At 55.7% G+C, this 17,138-nt stretch carries 19 protein-coding genes; 10 read left to right on the plus strand and 9 right to left on the minus strand.

Features of this window, described 5'->3' with window-relative positions; genetic code table 11:
- Positions 1–8 precede the first annotated feature (8 nt).
- Positions 9–1,064, minus strand: coding sequence for a histidinol-phosphate transaminase (hisC, locus tag BN1189_RS08285; protein ID WP_040227287.1), 1,056 nt, complete (start codon positions 1,062–1,064; stop codon positions 9–11).
- Positions 1,065–1,176: 112 nt separating this feature from the next.
- Here hisC and BN1189_RS08290 point away from each other — a divergent pair, with 112 nt between their 5' ends.
- Both BN1189_RS08290 and BN1189_RS08295 read left to right on the plus strand, forming a co-directional pair.
- Entirely contained in the window at positions 1,177–1,629 is a 453-nt protein-coding gene (locus tag BN1189_RS08290) for a hypothetical protein (RefSeq protein ID WP_040227288.1), read from the plus strand.
- 142 nt (positions 1,630–1,771) lie between these two features.
- Entirely contained in the window at positions 1,772–2,545 is a 774-nt protein-coding gene (locus BN1189_RS08295) for a hypothetical protein (RefSeq protein ID WP_052455756.1), read from the plus strand.
- A 55-nt stretch (positions 2,546–2,600) separates the two neighbouring features.
- On the opposite strand, the gene BN1189_RS08300 is transcribed toward BN1189_RS08295, so the two are convergent.
- On the minus strand, positions 2,601–3,392 hold the full coding sequence (locus BN1189_RS08300; protein ID WP_040227290.1) for a 2-keto-4-pentenoate hydratase: 792 nt from the start codon (positions 3,390–3,392) through the stop codon (positions 2,601–2,603).
- 189 nt (positions 3,393–3,581) lie between these two features.
- A complete protein-coding gene (locus tag BN1189_RS08305; RefSeq protein ID WP_257125399.1) occupies positions 3,582–4,394 on the minus strand; it encodes an MBL fold metallo-hydrolase in 813 nt (270 codons plus the stop codon).
- A gap of 146 nt (positions 4,395–4,540) precedes the next feature.
- Between BN1189_RS08305 and BN1189_RS08310 the strand changes: the two genes are divergently transcribed.
- Genes BN1189_RS08310 through BN1189_RS08320 form a run of 3 tightly spaced genes read left to right on the plus strand, consistent with a single transcriptional unit; the run spans position 4,541 to position 6,044 of the window.
- Positions 4,541–4,948: a PaaI family thioesterase gene (locus BN1189_RS08310; protein WP_040227291.1), complete on the plus strand. Its 408-nt coding sequence runs from the start codon at positions 4,541–4,543 to the stop codon at positions 4,946–4,948.
- A 14-nt stretch (positions 4,949–4,962) separates the two neighbouring features.
- Positions 4,963–5,574 (plus strand): pyroglutamyl-peptidase I, encoded by a 612-nt coding sequence (gene pcp, locus BN1189_RS08315; RefSeq protein ID WP_040227292.1) that lies wholly within the window; start codon positions 4,963–4,965, stop codon positions 5,572–5,574.
- 2 nt (positions 5,575–5,576) lie between these two features.
- Positions 5,577–6,044: a DinB family protein gene (locus BN1189_RS08320; RefSeq protein WP_040227293.1), complete on the plus strand. Its 468-nt coding sequence runs from the start codon at positions 5,577–5,579 to the stop codon at positions 6,042–6,044.
- Between the two features lie 64 nt (positions 6,045–6,108).
- Here BN1189_RS08320 and BN1189_RS08325 read toward each other — a convergent pair whose 3' ends face one another.
- The 4 genes from BN1189_RS08325 to BN1189_RS08340 form a co-directional block, all read right to left on the minus strand.
- Positions 6,109–7,398, minus strand: coding sequence for an amidohydrolase (locus tag BN1189_RS08325; protein ID WP_040227294.1), 1,290 nt, complete (start codon positions 7,396–7,398; stop codon positions 6,109–6,111).
- A gap of 60 nt (positions 7,399–7,458) precedes the next feature.
- Positions 7,459–8,973, minus strand: coding sequence for an AbgT family transporter (locus BN1189_RS08330; protein WP_373604616.1), 1,515 nt, complete (start codon positions 8,971–8,973; stop codon positions 7,459–7,461).
- 59 nt (positions 8,974–9,032) lie between these two features.
- Entirely contained in the window at positions 9,033–10,469 is a 1,437-nt protein-coding gene (locus BN1189_RS08335) for a M20 family metallopeptidase (protein WP_040227296.1), read from the minus strand.
- Positions 10,470–10,618: 149 nt separating this feature from the next.
- On the minus strand, positions 10,619–10,927 hold the full coding sequence (locus tag BN1189_RS08340) for a DUF3243 domain-containing protein (protein ID WP_040227298.1): 309 nt from the start codon (positions 10,925–10,927) through the stop codon (positions 10,619–10,621).
- A gap of 295 nt (positions 10,928–11,222) precedes the next feature.
- Between BN1189_RS08340 and BN1189_RS08345 the strand changes: the two genes are divergently transcribed.
- Together BN1189_RS08345 and BN1189_RS08350 are read left to right on the plus strand one after the other, a co-directional pair.
- Positions 11,223–11,606 (plus strand): DUF485 domain-containing protein, encoded by a 384-nt coding sequence (locus tag BN1189_RS08345; protein ID WP_040227300.1) that lies wholly within the window; start codon positions 11,223–11,225, stop codon positions 11,604–11,606.
- Positions 11,603–13,135 carry a solute symporter family protein gene (locus BN1189_RS08350; RefSeq protein WP_040227301.1) on the plus strand — a complete coding sequence of 511 codons (1,533 nt, stop codon included), beginning with the start codon at positions 11,603–11,605 and terminating at the stop codon, positions 13,133–13,135. The genes BN1189_RS08345 and BN1189_RS08350 overlap by 4 nt, the downstream gene beginning before the upstream one ends.
- A 107-nt stretch (positions 13,136–13,242) precedes the next feature.
- Here BN1189_RS08350 and BN1189_RS08355 read toward each other — a convergent pair whose 3' ends face one another.
- Together BN1189_RS08355 and BN1189_RS08360 are read right to left on the minus strand one after the other, a co-directional pair.
- On the minus strand, positions 13,243–14,643 hold the full coding sequence (locus BN1189_RS08355; protein ID WP_040227302.1) for a purine-cytosine permease family protein: 1,401 nt from the start codon (positions 14,641–14,643) through the stop codon (positions 13,243–13,245).
- A 317-nt stretch (positions 14,644–14,960) separates the two neighbouring features.
- The gene (locus tag BN1189_RS08360) at positions 14,961–15,746 is read right to left on the minus strand and encodes an SDR family oxidoreductase (RefSeq protein ID WP_040227304.1); all 786 of its coding nucleotides are present in this window, start codon (positions 15,744–15,746) and stop codon (positions 14,961–14,963) included.
- 158 nt (positions 15,747–15,904) lie between these two features.
- Here BN1189_RS08360 and BN1189_RS08365 point away from each other — a divergent pair, with 158 nt between their 5' ends.
- The 3 genes from BN1189_RS08365 to BN1189_RS16495 are packed head-to-tail and all read left to right on the plus strand — an operon-like array spanning position 15,905 to position 17,107.
- Complete coding sequence (locus BN1189_RS08365; RefSeq protein ID WP_052455757.1) at positions 15,905–16,261, plus strand: CidA/LrgA family protein; 357 nt, start codon at positions 15,905–15,907, stop codon at positions 16,259–16,261.
- Positions 16,258–16,938 (plus strand): LrgB family protein, encoded by a 681-nt coding sequence (locus BN1189_RS08370; RefSeq protein ID WP_040227306.1) that lies wholly within the window; start codon positions 16,258–16,260, stop codon positions 16,936–16,938. The genes BN1189_RS08365 and BN1189_RS08370 overlap by 4 nt, the downstream gene beginning before the upstream one ends.
- A 43-nt stretch (positions 16,939–16,981) precedes the next feature.
- On the plus strand, positions 16,982–17,107 hold the full coding sequence (locus tag BN1189_RS16495; RefSeq protein ID WP_257125400.1) for a hypothetical protein: 126 nt from the start codon (positions 16,982–16,984) through the stop codon (positions 17,105–17,107).
- Positions 17,108–17,138: the final 31 nt, after the last annotated feature.

Raw genomic sequence — 17,138 nt, forward strand, 5'->3', positions numbered from 1 at the left:
CACTTCTTTTATTTTCGTAAAATCTCTTCCAGCTCTCCGAACAGCCGGTCCATCTGGGCGTCCGTCCCGACGGTAATCCGAAGGTATTCCGAAATCCGCGGCTTGCCGAAGTGGCGGACGAGGATGTTCCGGTTTTTCAGTTCCGTGTACAGGGATTCCGCACTCCGGTCCGGATAGGTGCAGAACAGGAAGTTCGCGGACGACGGCAGGACGGTGAAGCCGAGTTCGACCAGCCGCTTTGCGGAGCGGGACCGGGTTGCGATAATTTTTCCGGTCGTTTCCTTGAAATAAGCCGGGTCCCCGAAGGCCGCCGCGGCACCGGCCTGGGCAAGCCGGTCGAGTGTATACGAGTTGAACGAGTCCTTGATCCTGACGAGGCCTTCGATCAGGTCCGGGCTGCCGAGCGCGTAGCCGACGCGCAGGCCGGCGAGCGACCGGGATTTTGACGTCGTCCGGACGACGAGCAGGTTTTCGAATTCGGGGATGAGCTCCGCTGCCGACGGGCCGGCAAAATCGATGTAGGCTTCGTCGATGATGACGACCCGGTCCTTGCTGGATTCAAGGATTTCCCGGATGCCGGCAAGCGGCTCGTAAAGCCCGGTCGGCGCATTCGGATTCGGCAGGATGACGCCGTCGGAACCGGCGAATCCCGCAAGATCCAGCGTGAAATCCTCCCGGAGCGGGACTTCCTCGAACGGGATATCGAACAGCTTTGAATAGACGGGGTAGAAGCTGTAAGTGATGTCAGGGAAGCGGATCGTCCGCCCGGGATCGAAGAACGCCATGAACGAGAATGCGAGCACCTCGTCCGAGCCGTTGGCGGTGAAGACATGATCGGCCGGCAACCCTTCAGCCCTGCCGATCGCTTCGCGGAGCGGCTTCGCGGTCGGGGACGGGTACAGATGCAGCCGGGCGGCCTCGGCCCGGATGGCGTCCAGCACTTCCGGGCTCGGCGGGTACGGATTCTCGTTCGTATTCAGTTTGATGACGTCCGGCCGGTTGAGCTGCTCACCGGGAATGTACGGCTCGGTACGGCGCGCCATGTCGCTCCACAGTCTGTTCATGAGATCGCTCCTTTTTGCTTTAACGCGTTATAACGCTAAAGTTACAGGGTGCCGGACGTGTTGTCAACGGTCGGAACGGGTATAGTAGTTTTTATGAAAGGGGGAGAGGCAGATGAAAAAACAGCTGGCCATTCTGGCGGCACTGGCCGTGCTCCTCGGCGCGTGCAACCAACAGGAAAATCCCGAACAGGCACCCGTGAACCCGGACAGCGAAGAGACGGGCGACGCAATCGGCGACCAGACGAACAAAGGAATCGTCACGGAAGACGAGGATGAAGAAGCGGCCGGTGAACAGAACAACGGAGACACGATCCATGCAAGCGAGGCGGACAACGCCCTGCCGGCAGAAGACACCTCGGACTATGAAGAACTCGAACATGTCGGCGACTACTTCAACCCGGACGACTACGAAATCCGCGTCGCCAATGACAATCCGGGCAACCGTGTCCTTCTGTTCATGGACGGCGAAAAACCCGCTTACAAAACCGTTTACATCAAACACGAAGGACTCCTGAAAGTCATCTCGACCGACGAGGGGCTCATGGATCAAGTGCATCTGAAGTAGGGTATCACACACAGCGACAGGACCTTTCCCAATTATGGGGAAGGTTCTTTTTTCTGCAAGGGTAGAATGGTTTGCAGATGACAAAGCACCGCAGGTTATGGAGGGTCACCAAGTGAGATTATTAAACGGGAAGGAAGATTCGATGGAACAGCAGAATCAGCAAGTAATGCCGCCGGATGGAAAAAATAAAAAGAAAAAAGGCTTTTTAGCCGGGTGTCTTGGCTGCCTTGGGATGATTATTTTTTTTGGCATCATTATTGGAGCATGTGCCGGAGGTATGACCAGTGAAGAAAAGACACCGGTAAGCAGTGATGTATCGAAGGATCAGGAAGAGACAACAGCAGACGAAGCGCCGGAAGAGGCAACGGATGATGCAACGCAGGAAACGGAAGCTCCTCAGGAAGAGGTGACTGAGCCGGAAGAAGAGCCGGCCGAGAAAACTACAGAGATTAAAGCAGGGACGTACAAAGTCGGAACTGATCTCCCGCCCGGCGAATATCTTGTGTTTTCCGACGGAATGGCTTATTTTGAGGCATCCAAGGACAGTACCGGCACTTTGGACAGCATCATTTTTAACGATAACCTGACCGGCGGAACCGCTTATGTTACATTACAGGACGGCCAGTACTTCAAGCTGCAGCGGGGCAAGATGTATCCCGTAGACCAGGCTCCCTCTATTATCCCGGAAAACGGCATCTATGAGACCGGCATGTTCAAGGTTGGCAAGGACATCCCGGCCGGAGAATATAAAGTTATCCTCGATTCTACAATCGGCATGGGCTATATAGAAGTTGCGTCCGACAGCAGTCATCAACTCGGCAGTATCATCTCAAATGACATTGTTGAGTCCGATCAATACATCACTGTTTCGGATGGACAGTACTTGAAACTGCAAGATGTGAAGATTGAGAAGTAAATAAATCAAAAAAACAACGATGACATGCCTATATCGGTCCATGTCATCGTTATTTTTATCGGACAAATTCAATTTCAACCCTACCTACTCCCGGGTATAATGCCTTGTATATTCCTGGAGTTGCAGGGATTGGCGAAAGGAAAGTTCCCGATGAAATCACCATGTCTTTTTCAAGCATCCGTTCATGCTCGGCGAGCTTCTTCGATAACCATACGACGGCGGTGGCCGGATTGCCGAGCACGGCGGAGGAGTTGCCTCTGTTGATAAGTTTATCATCCTTATAAAGTTCCATCCCGATGTCTGCCATTTTTTCTAGAGGCGGTGGGTCGACCGGCTCTGACAGGGCGACTAAACCGGTTGCTGTGTTGTCACAGATCAGGTCGGCGAGGGAAAAGTTAGGGTACCAGTTTTTATAGCGTGCATCGGGAATTTCGATTCCCGGAGCGATTTTGGATTTGCTCAGGATTTCCTCAGCCGAAGCTTCCGGCGATAGATCCTCCTGCAAAATAAACATGATCTCCGGCTCGATCAGCGGTTCAAACAATGCGGACAGATGTACCGTTGCACCACTCTTCACGATGTGGGAATTTAAGAGAGTCCCGTAAGCCGGTTCATCCGTGCCTGCGATCGCCTGGGTTTCTGGGCTCGTCATACTGATTTTGTATCCGATAATCCGGTCACGGCCGATTCCGCACCATCTGCGCACCCATTCGTCCTGGACTTTGTAGGCTTCATCCTCTCGAAGGGAATACTGATGGCGGATAAAATCAATTGGTTTCCGTGTCTCATAAGCTTTCTCGATCTGCTTGGCTATTTCAACTGTCCGTGCGCTCGGTTGATTGGCCATTTTGTCTCCTCCTCAATTCACTAGATGATTTGAGCAGCAGACCTTTCCCTAAATCGGAAAAGGTCTGTCCAGCCGATGTTGTATCCTAAGAATGGAAGTTGACCTGCGGCGACTTATGACCCCGCTGTCGGGTCGCTTCCAAACATTCTATTGTGCAGCCCTTTCTCGGATAGAGAGGGGGCATTTTTGTTATCCGATATCAGTGAGAATAGACGAGATGATATGCTTGGAGTCCCACTCGCCGCGTGAGAATCGGCTGATTGGATATCGTTTGGGAAACAGCTCCTGCTGGATTTCATCGGCACTGAGCCCTTGGTGTACCAGATGAGAGACATTACCTGTTAAATCCGTCAGGAACTCGAGCTTTTCCTTGATTTTCTTTTTTCCGTCTTTTACATAACCCGCATGGCAGCAGAACATTTCACCGAAGTCGTACTCCAGGATCGTTTCGAGCGAGCGGATTGTCTCAGGGATGTTTTCCTCGCGCAGGGCGACTTTTTGTTTCACGCTTACGAACAGATCGCCTGAAAACAACTGTCCCGTCGACTCATTCAGTAAGGAAACGTGGTCCGCCGCATGGCCGGGCGTTTGAACAGCGCGCCACTGGAAGTGTCTGGAGGAAAAGGTTTCGGGCATTTTTTCGGAAGAGAACGCCGGCCGGCTGCCCCAGAAAAGCCTACGGTAAAACGGATAGCGGGCTCGTTCATTACAGTCTTCCGCGTACAGCGGATCCATGTAAATCGGAATCCCCTTGGCCGCACAATAAGCCGCATTTCCGGTGTGATCTTCGTGGTAGTGGGTGATTGCGACGAAATCGGGTTGGGCTTGATCAATAAACGGCCGGAAAAATTGTCGCAGGGAATGAGCACCGGTGTCGATCAGGACGCCGTCCGTTTCAAAGGCGTAGCAGTTAAGGGTCACGCCGAGCCCTTTATTCATCGCCTGGCAATACTGCACGCCCGACTGGTCGCCGAGAACGCCGGAACCTTTGAAAATCATCATGGCCACCTCACAGACTGTTTCCTCTACTCTACCATATGAATGACTGACCATTCATAAATACCAGACAAATTTCCGGGATTTCTGCGAATTCAGCCAGTTTTTGTTATACTAGTTGGTGATAACCCAACACGAAGGAGTCTTGCATCATGATTGCGACCGAACTTGACCGCGTCCGCGCGGATTTTGAAGATAGTGAGTATTTCCGGTTCCTGGGACTGGAGATCACCAAGCTTGAGGAGGGGGATGTCGAGCTGCGCCTCCCGTACAGGCCGGAATTTGATAATGTCCGAAGCACCGTGCACGGCGGTGTGTTTATGAGCGTCCTTGATACGGTGATGGGCCTGCATATCCGGTCGATCGGCTACGATGACACGATGACGATCCAGATGCAGACTCAGTTTCTCCGGCCACTGGTCGGCGGGGCGATGGTCGCACGTGCTGAAGTGATCAACCGGACGAAGAGCACCATTTTGCTGGAAGGGCGCCTGTACAATGAGGCTGATGAGTTGATCGGCTACTCAACGGGTACATTCAAGGTAATGAAATTCGACTGAGGGGATGATTTGGGATGAAGACGATTCTGCTGACCGGCTTTGAGCCGTTTCTGGACTATCCGGTGAACCCGACGATGCGGGTGGCCGAGGAGCTGGACGGGACGATGATCGGGGATTATAAAATCTGCAGCCGCATTTTGCCGGTCGACTTCAACCGGGCGGAGGCCCGGCTGATGGGCGTGATCCGGGAAGTCAATCCGGATGTGACCGTGTCGCTGGGACTGGCAGGGGGGCGTTATAAAATCACGCCGGAGCGGGTGGCGATCAATGTCAAGGACGGTGCCCCGGACAATGACGGCAATCATCCAATCGATGAGCCGATCAATGAAGACGCGCCGGATGCCTACTTTTCCACGCTTCCGGTCCGGGACATGGTCAATGCGCTGATCGAGGCGGGCCTGCCTGCAGAAGTATCGAACACGGCCGGTACATATTTGTGCAATAACGTCATGTTCGGCGGTCTTCATTACGCGGCGACTGAACGACCGGGCATGCGGTCCGGATTTATCCACGTTCCGGCCTCTCACGAACTCGGAATCCGGCACGGCCGCATTCCGAGTTGGAGCCATGAGGATCTGTTGCGAGGCGTGCGGGTGTGCCTCGAGACGATCGTTTCGGGTAAATAAAGATGGACGAGAAATGTGCTCAGATTTTTCGTCAGCTGGATTTCATGCAAGGCACGGTGTCCGGAATGATGGACGGGCTGGCGGAACAGGATCTCGTTTTCCGGCCGTATCCGGGAAAACGGTCGCTCGGGGAATTGCTCGGGCACTTGGCGTTGCTCTGCGAAGCGGATCTTCTCATCTCCGATGAAGCATCCGAAGAGAAAATGGCGGCATTTTATACGGCGAACCGGCCGGACAGCCTGGAGGAGATTCGCTCCGCGCTTACCCGTTCCGCAGATAATCTTCGAAGCCGTTATGATTTATACACGGCCGCCTCACTTGAAGAAAAAACGACTTCCTGGTGGGGTGTCACTTGCACCCGATATGGCTGGCTTGTTCAGATTGCTGTCCACTTTTCTCATCACCGCGGCCAGCTTCACGGGATGCTCCTGGCTCTCGGTAAGGATCCAAAAGTTTCTTTGTTTGAATAAGAAAAGGATGTGCAGGGCCCTTGCCGGGGCGGCAGCACATCCTTTTTCTATTTACACCGGCAAATCAGTTTCGGCCGTTCAGCCGAAGCGCCGTCCGGAACAAAACATCAACCGCGGCGAACATCGTTTCTTCATTGATGTCGAACCGTTCGTTGTGGTGTCCGGCGGCGAGGTCGGTGCCGGCGATGCAGTAAGTGGCCTCACCGCCGTTGCGGATCACGCGTTCCATGAAATAGGTGGCGTCTTCGGAGCCGGCGGATGCATTGTCCTCAAGGACGACCGCATCGACGTAATCCGAACCGGCAGCAACTTCTGCCAAAGTGCGGGCAAGCTCATCCGAACATTTGCAGTCGATCGCCTCGCCGACCGTGCGGAATTCAACATCCACGCCGTACATGTCTGCGGCACCGTGGATGATGCGCTCGGCCTGTTCTTTCACGAATGCGTTGACGTCCGCATTCTGGCCGCGCGTTTCGATCTTCATTTCCGCGCGGTCGGCGATGACGTTGCGGCCGCTACCGGCATGAAACTCGCCGACGTTGACACGGGTCGTTCCGTCCGAATGCCGGGAGATGGCGTGCAGATTAATCGCCGCGTTCGCTGCGGCCAGCAGGGCATTGCGGCCTTCTTCCGGCTTTGCGCCTGCATGGGATGCGACTCCATTAAATGTTACGTCGATTTTGGATGTTGCCAGAAAGCCGTTCGAGGCGGCGAGGAAGGTTCCGTGCGGCACACCGGTCCCGACATGGGTGGCGATGAAGAAATCGGCATCGTCAACGACGCCCGCTTCCGTCATTGAGCGCGCACCTCGGGTTCCTTCCTCCGCCGGCTGGAAAATAATGCGGACCGTGCCGGAAAGCGACCCGGCAGTTTCCGATACGAGGCGGGCGAGGCCCAGGCCGATCGTCGTATGGGCATCATGGCCGCATGCATGCATCGAGCCTTCATTCATCGACCGGAAGCCTTCCCGGCGGGGGACGTGGTCATCGGTGTCGGATTCGGTGATCGGCAGGGCGTCCATGTCGACCCGGAACACGGTGACGGGGCCCGGTCTGCCGGTTTTCCAGTCGGCGACAATACCGGTGTAGCCGTCCTTGAATCGATCCACAGTCTGAGGATCGGCGCCGTTCTCTTTCGCCCACTCGAAGTGAGCTGCTGTTTCTTCGTCGGACGGCTTGCCCATGACGGCCTCGCGGTCCATGACGTCAAGGCCGGTCCGGATCTCAAAGCCGAGCCGGAGAAGTTCCGTTGCGACGATCGAGGCCGTCCTCATTTCAAGAAATCCCTGTTCCGGATGGCGGTGCAGGTCGCGCCGGCGATCGATCAATTCGGCTTTCAGTTGTTCATTTAGCATGGCGATCCTTCCTTTCTCGTTTAAAATAAACGCCTCCGAACGGACCGGAGGCGATTGTTCTTAAATGTAAGGCGTGATGCCCGGCCCGAACGGGATCCCCGCGTAGAAGAAGATGAGGATCAGGATGATCCAGGCGATCAGGAAGGCCATCGAGTAAGGGAGCATGAGGGAAATGAGCGTCCCGATGCCGGCCTTTTTATCGTATTTCTGCATGAATGTGAGCACGACGACCATGTATGGCATGAGCGGTGTCACGATGTTCGTCGAGGAGTCCGCAATCCGGTAGGCGGCTTGCGTGAAAGCCGGGTGGTAGCCGAGCTGCATGAACATCGGCACGAAGATCGGCGCTTCAAGCGCCCACTTTGCGGATCCCGATGTGATAAGGAAGTTCATCAGGGCCGTGAAGATAATATAGCCGATAATCAGCCCGATTCCCGTGAAGTTGATGCTTTCCAGGAATTCGGCACCGTTGACGGCGACCCAGATTCCGATGTTCGACCAGTTGAAGTAGGCGATAAACTGGGAAATGGCGAAGATGAGGACGATATAACCGCTCATGTCCTTCATCGACTCGGCCATATACCCGGCGATGTCTTTTCCGCTTTTGATCTTGCCGACGGTCACCCCGTATGTGATCCCGACGGTCAGGAACAGGAACAGCAGGATCGGCACGATTCCAGTCAGAAACGGTGAAGGAATGACTTTTCCTTCCTCACTGCGGAGCGGGCTCCAGGAGAAGCCGACCGACAGATACACGAGGACAAGGAAGACGAGCGCGGCAATCATCGCATTGCGGAAGCCTTTGCCGGCATTCGGCGGGTCTTCCTCAACATCCACTTCCACCGCTTCGCCCGAATATTTGCCGAGGCGCGGCTCGATGAATTTGGATGTGATGAAGCCGGCCAGGAAAGTGATGACGAATACGGAAACGATGTTGAAGTACCAGTTATCGGCAGGCGTCACGACAATGGTGTCGTCGATGATTTTTGCGGCTTCCGTTGAAATACCGGCAAGCAGGGCATCGGTGCCGACAATGAGCAGGTTGGCGGTGAATCCGGCACCGGAAGACGCATAGCCGACCGCCAGCCCGGCAAGCGGGTGCCGTCCGACCTTATAAAAGACCATGGCTGCGAGCGGCGGGATGAGCAGCATGGCCGCGTCAGACGCGAGGTTCCCCATGACCCCGACGAAGGCGACGGAATAAGTGAGCAGCCAAGGCGGCGATTTCATGATCGTCTTGCGGATCGCGTAGTCGAGCATACCGACTTTCTCGGTGAGCCCGATTCCGAGCATCATGGCGAGCACGATGCCGAGCGGGGCGAACCCGGTAAAGTTTTCGATCATCGATGTGACGATGTACCGAAGCCCCTCTCCGGACGCCAGGTTTTTAATGTCAAGCGTCTCGCCGGTTCCCGGATGGGTGACCTGCGCGTTGAACAGGCTGAAGATCCAGGACAGCACGATGACGCCAAGCGCCATATAGACGAACAGGATGAACGGATCCGGCAATTTGTTGCCGACCTTTTCAACACCGTTCAGAAACTTGTTGAAGAACCCCTTTTTAGCAGTTTCCATCATTTCCCCTCGATTCGTTCATATATATGTTTGTTTCCGGCCGTACTCCGGAAGCCCGGTCAGCCGTTCAGCTTCGATGGCTTCACATGGGCCGGAATCGGGTTCGTGTACGGGTGTTTTTTCTGGAATTCGGCGAACTCCTTCTTGGCCGGTTCCAGCAGTTCCGGATTTTGCAGGACTTTCATGCCGGTGAGGCCCATTGAGGCGGCTGCACGAAGCATCGCTTTGTGGGCATTCGTCGAAAGTCCCTGGCTTGTCATCTGCCAAGTGTGCAGAGGAGTGCCGATTGCGGATGTGGACGTGGTGAGCTGCGCAGTCGGGACGACCCAGCTGACATCACCGACGTCGGTGGATCCGGCGAGCACTTCATCGGTTTCGACGTACGGGCCGACCGTATCGGCGATGTATTTGCCTTCGTATTCGCTTCCGTCGCCGAAGTAGCCGAAGCCGCGCATGCCGTTGAAGGCATCCTGCTGTTCGCTTTCGGTGAGCGAGTCGTGGATCGCTTTCGCGAACGTCTTTTCTTCCTCAGTAGGTTCTCCGGGGCCGACTTCCTGCAGGCTTTCATAGAGGATCCGTTCGGCGGCACGGTTCGGAACGTAGTTCGAGCATGCTTTGTTGAATTCGATTTCCAGTTCGGTCTCCGTCATAAGTGCCGCACCTTCCGCGATTTTGATGACCCGCTTGTAAATCTCGTCGACCTGCGCAATTTTCGGTGCGCGGATGAGGTAGAGGACTTCCGCTTCGGCCTGCACGACGTTCGGCGAGATGCCGCCGGTGTTCGTGACGGCATAATGGATGCGGGCAGCATCGATGATGTGCTCGCGGAGATACTGGACGCCGACGTTCATGAGTTCGACCGCATCAAGCGCACTTCGGCCAAGATGCGGCGAGTTCGCCGCGTGGGATGGGACCCCCTTGAAGCGGAAGAAGACCTGGTAGTTCGCAAGCGATGACAGCGACATGATGGCATTGCCTGGGGACGGATGCCAGGAGAGGGCGAGGTCCACACCGTCGAATACGCCTTCGCGTACCATGAACGTTTTGCCGGATCCGCCTTCCTCTCCCGGGCATCCGAAGAATTTCACTGTGCCGGGCAAGTTGTTCTCCTCCAGGTAGGCCTTCGCTGCACAGGCTGCCGCGAAAGCACCGGTGCCGAGCAGATTGTGTCCGCAGCCGTGCCCGACATTGCGGTCCCATGGTTTGGGCTCGGCCAGATTCGGTTCCTGGCTCAGACCCGACAGTGCATCGAACTCGCCGAGGAAACCGATGACCGGCGCTCCCTTGCCGTACGTGCCGATGAATGCGGTTTCAATTCCGCCGACACCGCGCTCAACCGAGAAACCGGCTTTTTCGCATTCGTCTGCGAGGAACTTTGACGATTCGTATTCCTCAAACCGTGTTTCCGGGTGGTGATAGATATATTCGCTTACTTGTTCAAAGTGATTTTTATGCTCGGACAGATACTGGTCGATGAACGATTTCAAGTCTGCCATGCCCCCTGATTCCCCCTCGATCATTCAGTGTTTAGAAAATTTCTAAAAAAGCATACAGATTCCGACATCGTTCGTCAATGGCAACAGAAGGAAGAAAAGAATGCGAAAAAACCGGGGAGCGCGAGGCTCCCCGGTTCACTTTCCGGCGGTCAGTCTTTCTGTACGAGTTTGACGAGCATGTGGGCGAGGTGATGCTGTTCATCTTTGTCGCCGACTTCCCAGAGCTGCTGAAGGAGGTACTGCTCGCGGTTGCGGGGTTCTTCGTGTTTGGCCAGGTGATTGGCCACTAGTTCGGCACCTTTGGCAAGCTGTTCGTCGCTGAGTCCCATCTTCTCGCCTTTTTCGACTTTATCGCCGAGGACTTGCTTGAAGCGGTTGAAGTTCTCGAGAATCTGGTCCTTTTCTTCGGAGTCATACTGGTCCATCTGGCCTTCGATCTTGTCCTTGAAGTTGTCCATGATGTCACCCCTTTCATTTTTTGCCTAATGACTGTATGCCCGCGTTCGCGGAAATGTAAACGGTTGGATTCCCGCAATGTCGCCGGTCAGACGGAAACTACGATGCCATGGGCAGGAAGGACCGGCCACAGGCACCGGATTGCCGGAAAACCCTTCCGCCAGGCTAAATGAAGTGCGACTATTATACCAATTCCAAATTAAGTGAAAAAACCTTTTGAATATTGACTCTATTGACGCTAAAATGAATCTATTCTTTCCATATCACTTGGATGACTAAAAGAAGGAGGAGAGTCATATGAAAGTTGGAAGCGTTTACACGGACAGCCGATCTGTCCGGAAGGCACGGCAGCGGGAAGCACCCAATCATGCAGGAGGGACGGATTTTACAGCAGTTGCCGAAAGTCCGAAGTTCAAGGGGCTGATTGCCCGGAAAAAGAAATTCATCGTTCCGCTTACGGTTTTCTTCCTGGCATTTTATTTCATGCTGCCGATTTTGACTTCTTACACGGATGTGCTTGAAAGGCCGGCGGTCGGGGACATTTCCTGGGCTTGGATCTATGCGACCGCCCAGTTCGTCATGACGTGGGTGCTCTGCATCGTGTACGTTAAGAAATTCCAGAAGTTCGACCGTGAGGCGGATGAAATCGTCGAAACGGAGCTGAAGGGGGATCGCGCATGAGCACAACCGTCATTGTTTTATTCCTGTCCATTGTCCTGCTGACTTTGTTCATCACCTGGTGGGCCGCGAAGCGCACGACGAACGCCGGCGAGTTTTATACCGCCGGCGGGGGGCTCACCGGCTGGCAGAATGGCCTCGCCATCGCGGGGGATTATCTTTCTGCCGCTTCGTTCCTCGGTATCGCGGGGATGATCGCGCTGTTCGGATTTGACGGCTTCTTCTATTCAATCGGATTCCTCATTGCTTATCTCGTCGTCATGTTCCTCGTCGCGGAGCCGCTCCGGAATCTCGGAAAATACACGCTCGCCGATATGATCAACTCGCGGTTTGACTCGAAGAAGGTCCGGGCGGCGGCAGCGCTCAGCACGATTACGATCGTCATCTTTTACATGATCGCACAGCTTGTCGGTGCCGGGGCGCTCATCCAGCTTCTGTTCGGCATCGATTACTGGATCGCGGTCCTCATCGTCGGGGTCATGATGACGGTCTACGTCCTGTTCGGCGGCATGACGGCGACGAGCTGGGTCCAGATCGTCAAGGCGGTCCTCCTCATGCTCGGCACGGTCGTCATCGCATTCCTTGTGTTTGCGAAATTCGACTTCAGCATTGCGACGATGTTCACCGAAGTGAAGACAGCGACCTCGCACGGGGAGGCGTTCCTGCAGCCGGGCCTGAAGTATACGGTGCCGCTTGACACCATCTCGCTCATGCTCGCGCTCGTCCTGGGAACAGCGGGTCTTCCGCATATCCTGATGCGTTTCTTTACAGTGAAAGACGCCAAGACGGCCCGCAGCTCCGTCGTCACGGCCACGTGGATCGTCGGGATTTTCTATATCCTGACCATCTTCCTCGGGTTCGGGGCCGCCGCATTTGTCGGACACGACGCCATCATGGCGGCGAACCCGGCCGGCAACATGGCCGCTCCGCTCCTCGCCGAAGCACTCGGCGGAGATCTCCTCATGTCGTTCGTGTCCGCCGTCGCCTTCGCTACCATCCTGGCCGTCGTGGCCGGACTCGTGCTGACAGGCGCTTCGGCATTCGCACACGACATCTACGGCCAGATCATCAAGAAGGGCCAGGCGACCGAAAAGCAACAGATGAAGGCTGCCCGCCAGGCATCCCTCTGGGTGTCGGTCTTCTCGATCGCCCTGGCCCTGTTCGCCCAGACGATGAACGTCGCCTTCCTCGTCTCGCTCGCGTTCTGCGTGGCCGCAAGCGCGAATCTGCCGGTGATTCTTTACACGATCTACTGGAAGCGGTTCAACACTTCCGGCGCCCTCACGGCGATGGTCTTCGGGCTTGTCTCGGCGCTCGTCCTCGTGGCGGTCAGCCCGAATGTCCTGTCCCCTGAAGCCGGAGCCGCGATCTTCGTCGGGGAGCCGCTCTTCCCGCTCACGAACCCGGCGATCATCTCGGTGCCGCTCGGATTCCTCGGCGGCTGGCTCGGGACTGTTCTGTCGAAGGAAAAGGACGCCCGCCGCTTTGCGGAAGTAGCCGTCCGTGCGAACACCGGCTACCGCGGAGAATGATTCTTACAAGAAAAACCGCTCTTCCGATGGGATTCGGGAGAGCGGTTTTCCTATTGCGGTTGGAAGACCCGCTCCGGAGCGGAGAAGCGGTCACGTCGGGATGCGGCTCAGGCAATGAAATCTTCTTTCGGAACGTCTGCCGGTTCCCGTTGCAAGTAATACCGGCCTTTTGTCGCGACCGCCATGGCAATGGTCGTGAGGGAGGCCAGGACCGCGGCGAAAAACGCAGCTGTGCTTTCCAGAAAGACGCCCATATAGCCGAGGGCGGCAATAGTGCCGAGTCCGCTGGCGAGGATGAGCGAAACTGTGCCGACCGGATTCCATTTATACAAGTATTGCTGGCGCGCCTCGTAATAAGCCGGGCCGATTTTAAGCAGTTTTTTCACGACGAGGGCGTCCGTGACGAGGACCGCTGCCCAGGAAAGCAGGAACACGCCCTGGAAGGTCATCGCCGTTCCGAGGTGGTCGACGATGCCGCCAAGCATGAGCGCCATCGCAGAAACTCCGGCGATCACGACCCAGAAACGGCGCCCGGGCGTGAAGCGGAACATGTTTTCGAAGAAATTCGAAAGGGAGAGCGAAGCGCTGTAGATGTTCGTAACGTTGATGCGAAGCTGGGTCAGCATCGTGAACAGCGCACCGCCGATTCCGAGAAGGAAGACGATATAGATGCCCGGATTCGCTTCTCCGAGACGGACGCCGAACCAGATGCCGAGGCCGCCCATGACGCCGAAGCAGAAGATCTGGGGGATAAAGCCGACTGCGATGGACCCGATTTTTGTATCGGCCGGCTTCATGAACCGGGTGTAGTCCGAAGCGAGCAGGGCGGTGAGCCCCATGATCCCGTGATGCATGCCGATGCACATGAGCAGTGCCCGGCCGCCGACTTCAACGCCTTCGGGCATGTAAGCCCAAAAATGTCCCCCGTAGACGGACGGGGTAAAGGCGGCGAATGCGATAGCCGCAATGAGAAAGAGGAAGAAGATCGGCAGCGACCATTTCTGCAGCTTGTCGAGCTGCTTGATGCCGAACCAGTTCAGTGGGATGACGAGAGTGCCGAAAAAGACGATGAGCGCCCATTCGGGGATGGAGGGGAGGAACGTATGGATGGCGGCGACCAGGATCAGTCCTTCAAAAGCACAGTACATGATGAAGTTCGTGGCGTAGATGAAAGATGTGAGCGAGGCGCCGATATAGCCGAATCCGCCGCCGCGCGACATCAGGTTCACGTTCATGCCGGATTTCGCAGAGAAATAGGCGATGAAGGAGCCGAGGATGCCGGCGACGACGATGGCATACGCGGAGGAAATCAGAGCATTGATGGCACCGAACTGAAGGGCCATCACGCTTCCCATCTGAAAATAGAAGATCGCCGTGGCGATGCCGAACGTGATGTTCGTAATGCTCAGCCATCCCATTTTCCGTTCGGAACGCGGTACGCGGTCCAATGAATAATCGTCTGTATTTGCTTCCTGTACAGTCTTTTCATTGACGGTCAGAGAAGTCATTTGATCATCTCCTTGTTTGAGTGGGTTTGTCCACGCTCCTTTTCATGTTTGTGAGATTCTTCACAATCCGCAACTTTTTTAGTTTAACAGAAGAACGGCAGGCGGGCAAAGGAAGAAACAGGATAGCTATGCGGATCGTTCGGATTGCAAGCGGAATCAGATCACGGAACCGGAGGAGCCGTTCGAGTTTGGGGGATGGTTAAACGGCTTGCGTGTTCTGTTGTTCGTCATTTGGCCGCCGTGCCAGGCCGATTGCGGAAAGACGAACATGAAAAAACGGCTTCCGCGTCGGCGGAAAGCCGTTCATTTCAAGAGAATCAAAGCGCCTTCAGCATCCCGCCGTCGATGACTAAGGATTGGCCGGTGAGATAAGTGTTGGCGCCTGAGGCGAGGAAGACGACGGCACGGGCGAATTCATCCGGCTTGCCGTACCGGCCGATCGGAATCCGGGTCCGCTGCTCTTCGGTGATCTGTTCCAGAGGGATTCCCCGCTTTTCCGCCGTGATCGAATCGAGCTCGATGATCCGGTCCGTCTCGATTCTTCCGGGTCCGACCGTATTGACGAGAATCCCGTCCGCGGCCGTTTCCCGTGCAAGCGACTTCGACAGACCGACCACGCGCATCGTGTTCGATAGGATGATCCCGTCGATCACTTCTTTTGTCGAGGAAGATGAAATGTTGATAATCCGGCCCCAGCCGTTTTCCTTCATGGAAGGGAGGACTTCCCGGATGGTCCGCGTGTAGCTGAGGAGATTTTGTTCGAATGCATGGATCCAGTCCGCGTCTTCCACTCCTTCGAATCCGCCGGCTTTCGGACCGCCGGTGTTGTTGATCAGAATATCAGGCGCTCCGATCGTCTTTCTGACGGTCTTGAACAGCCGGGTGATGTCATTTGCGGACGACATGTCGCATGGAGCGAAGTGAATTTCTTCATTCCCCGTCTCCCGCCTGATTTCACCGGCCGTCACGGAAAGCGCCTCCTCGCTCCGGCTCGTCAGGAACACGACCGCCCCTTCCCGTGCAAACTCGGCGGCAACCGCTTTGCCGAGCCCTTTGCTTGATGCCATGACGAGCACACGTTTTCCGTTCAGCTTCAAATCCATCGATCATTCCTCCCATTCCCGTTTGTTTGATTGTACCGGAGCCGCTGCGGTACATGCACCGGAACGCACTTATTGCCCGGAGCGCCTTGACTGTTCCGTCCCGAGGCGTAAAATGGAAAGAAGTGTTCAATCCGCAAGCCTGGAGATGACTCATCTATATGAAAAGACTGCTTCAACTCGTTTTGATCTTCCTGTTTTATCTGTTCGGGATGCGCATGAAGGAATGGCTCGGCCTGCCGATTCCCGGCAGCATCGTCGGCATGCTTCTGTTGCTCGCCTTCATCATCCTGTTCAAAAATCTGCCGGTCAACCGGCATGTGGAAGGCGCACAGGTCCTGATCCGGAACTTCACGCTGTTTTTCATCCCGACGACAGTGGCGATTATCCTGTACCTCGGCCTGTTCGCGACATGGAATGTCGTATCGGTGCCGGCCGTCCTCCTCAGCACACTTGCCACGATCGCCCTCGTCGCCTATGCGCTCCAGCGCTTCATGGACAGGAGGGAGCCGCGATGAAGGAAGTCTCCCTCTGGCTGTTCGGCAGCCTCTTGACGCTTGGCGCGTATTCATTCGGCCAGTTTTTATACGGCAAATACAAAAAGACATATTTCCAGCCGCTCATCGTGGCCACCGTTCTCATCGGGGCGCTGCTCCTCGTTGCCGGAATCCCGTATGAGACCTACATGAAAGGCGCAAACCTGTGGAACTGGCTGCTCGGCCCGGCCGTCGTCTCGCTCGCCTATCCGCTGTATTTCAACTTGCCGATGGTGAAGAAGTACTTCGGACCGATTCTGCTGGGTGTTCTCGGCGGCGGCCTGTTCGGCCTGTTCAGCGCCTACTGGCTCACGATGCTGCTCGGCGCCGATCCCGACGTCACCCGTTCGGTCATCCCGAAAAACGCCACGACGCCGATCGCAATCGAACTGTCGGCCATGGTCGGCGGCATCCCGTCGCTGACGATCGTCTACGTCATGATCGCCGGCATCGGCGGGGCCGTACTCGGCATCCCGATCCTCGACCGGCTCGGCATCAAACACCCCGTCGCCCGCGGCCTTTCCATCGGCATCGCCTCGCACGGATTCGGCGCGGCGAAACTGTTCGAGGAAAGCGACAAGGAAGGCTCCGTCGCTACCGTCGCTTATATATTGACGGCAATCCTCCTCACGATCGTATGCACGATTTTCTTCAGCTGAACCGACGGACCCCTCCGGCCATAGCGGCAGGAGGGGTTTTGTCGTGGATACGAAACGTTTCTTCGAAGATACAAAACGTTTCGCCAAAGATACACAACGTTTCCGAAAAGATACGAAACGCTTCGCCGAAGATAAACAACGTTTCCGGACACTAAACGAAATGTTCTGAAATTAATCTTGAAGTTTACGTCAACGTCAAG

It is taken from the genome of Bhargavaea cecembensis, from assembly GCF_000826125.2.
Taxonomy (GTDB): domain Bacteria; phylum Bacillota; class Bacilli; order Bacillales_A; family Planococcaceae; genus Bhargavaea; species Bhargavaea cecembensis_B.

Excerpts from the sequence above, each read along its gene's own strand:
- BN1189_RS08295 (WP_052455756.1), top strand. The coding sequence starts at position 1,772 with ATGGAACAGCAGAATCAGCAAGTAATGCCGCCGGATGGAAAAAATAAA.
- BN1189_RS08330 (WP_373604616.1), bottom strand. The coding sequence starts at position 8,973 with ATGGAAACTGCTAAAAAGGGGTTCTTCAACAAGTTTCTGAACGGTGTT.
- pcp (WP_040227292.1), top strand. The coding sequence starts at position 4,963 with ATGAAGACGATTCTGCTGACCGGCTTTGAGCCGTTTCTGGACTATCCG.
- BN1189_RS08365 (WP_052455757.1), top strand. The coding sequence starts at position 15,905 with ATGAAAAGACTGCTTCAACTCGTTTTGATCTTCCTGTTTTATCTGTTC.
- BN1189_RS08335 (WP_040227296.1), bottom strand. The coding sequence starts at position 10,469 with ATGGCAGACTTGAAATCGTTCATCGACCAGTATCTGTCCGAGCATAAA.
- hisC (WP_040227287.1), bottom strand. The coding sequence starts at position 1,064 with ATGAACAGACTGTGGAGCGACATGGCGCGCCGTACCGAGCCGTACATT.
- BN1189_RS08370 (WP_040227306.1), top strand. The coding sequence starts at position 16,258 with ATGAAGGAAGTCTCCCTCTGGCTGTTCGGCAGCCTCTTGACGCTTGGC.
- BN1189_RS08305 (WP_257125399.1), bottom strand. The coding sequence starts at position 4,394 with ATGATGATTTTCAAAGGTTCCGGCGTTCTCGGCGACCAGTCGGGCGTG.
- BN1189_RS08355 (WP_040227302.1), bottom strand. The coding sequence starts at position 14,643 with ATGACTTCTCTGACCGTCAATGAAAAGACTGTACAGGAAGCAAATACA.
- BN1189_RS08360 (WP_040227304.1), bottom strand. The coding sequence starts at position 15,746 with ATGGATTTGAAGCTGAACGGAAAACGTGTGCTCGTCATGGCATCAAGC.
- BN1189_RS08350 (WP_040227301.1), top strand. The coding sequence starts at position 11,603 with ATGAGCACAACCGTCATTGTTTTATTCCTGTCCATTGTCCTGCTGACT.
- BN1189_RS08345 (WP_040227300.1), top strand. The coding sequence starts at position 11,223 with ATGAAAGTTGGAAGCGTTTACACGGACAGCCGATCTGTCCGGAAGGCA.
- BN1189_RS08325 (WP_040227294.1), bottom strand. The coding sequence starts at position 7,398 with ATGCTAAATGAACAACTGAAAGCCGAATTGATCGATCGCCGGCGCGAC.
- BN1189_RS08290 (WP_040227288.1), top strand. The coding sequence starts at position 1,177 with ATGAAAAAACAGCTGGCCATTCTGGCGGCACTGGCCGTGCTCCTCGGC.
- BN1189_RS08320 (WP_040227293.1), top strand. The coding sequence starts at position 5,577 with ATGGACGAGAAATGTGCTCAGATTTTTCGTCAGCTGGATTTCATGCAA.
- BN1189_RS08300 (WP_040227290.1), bottom strand. The coding sequence starts at position 3,392 with ATGGCCAATCAACCGAGCGCACGGACAGTTGAAATAGCCAAGCAGATC.
- BN1189_RS08340 (WP_040227298.1), bottom strand. The coding sequence starts at position 10,927 with ATGGACAACTTCAAGGACAAGATCGAAGGCCAGATGGACCAGTATGAC.
- BN1189_RS08310 (WP_040227291.1), top strand. The coding sequence starts at position 4,541 with ATGATTGCGACCGAACTTGACCGCGTCCGCGCGGATTTTGAAGATAGT.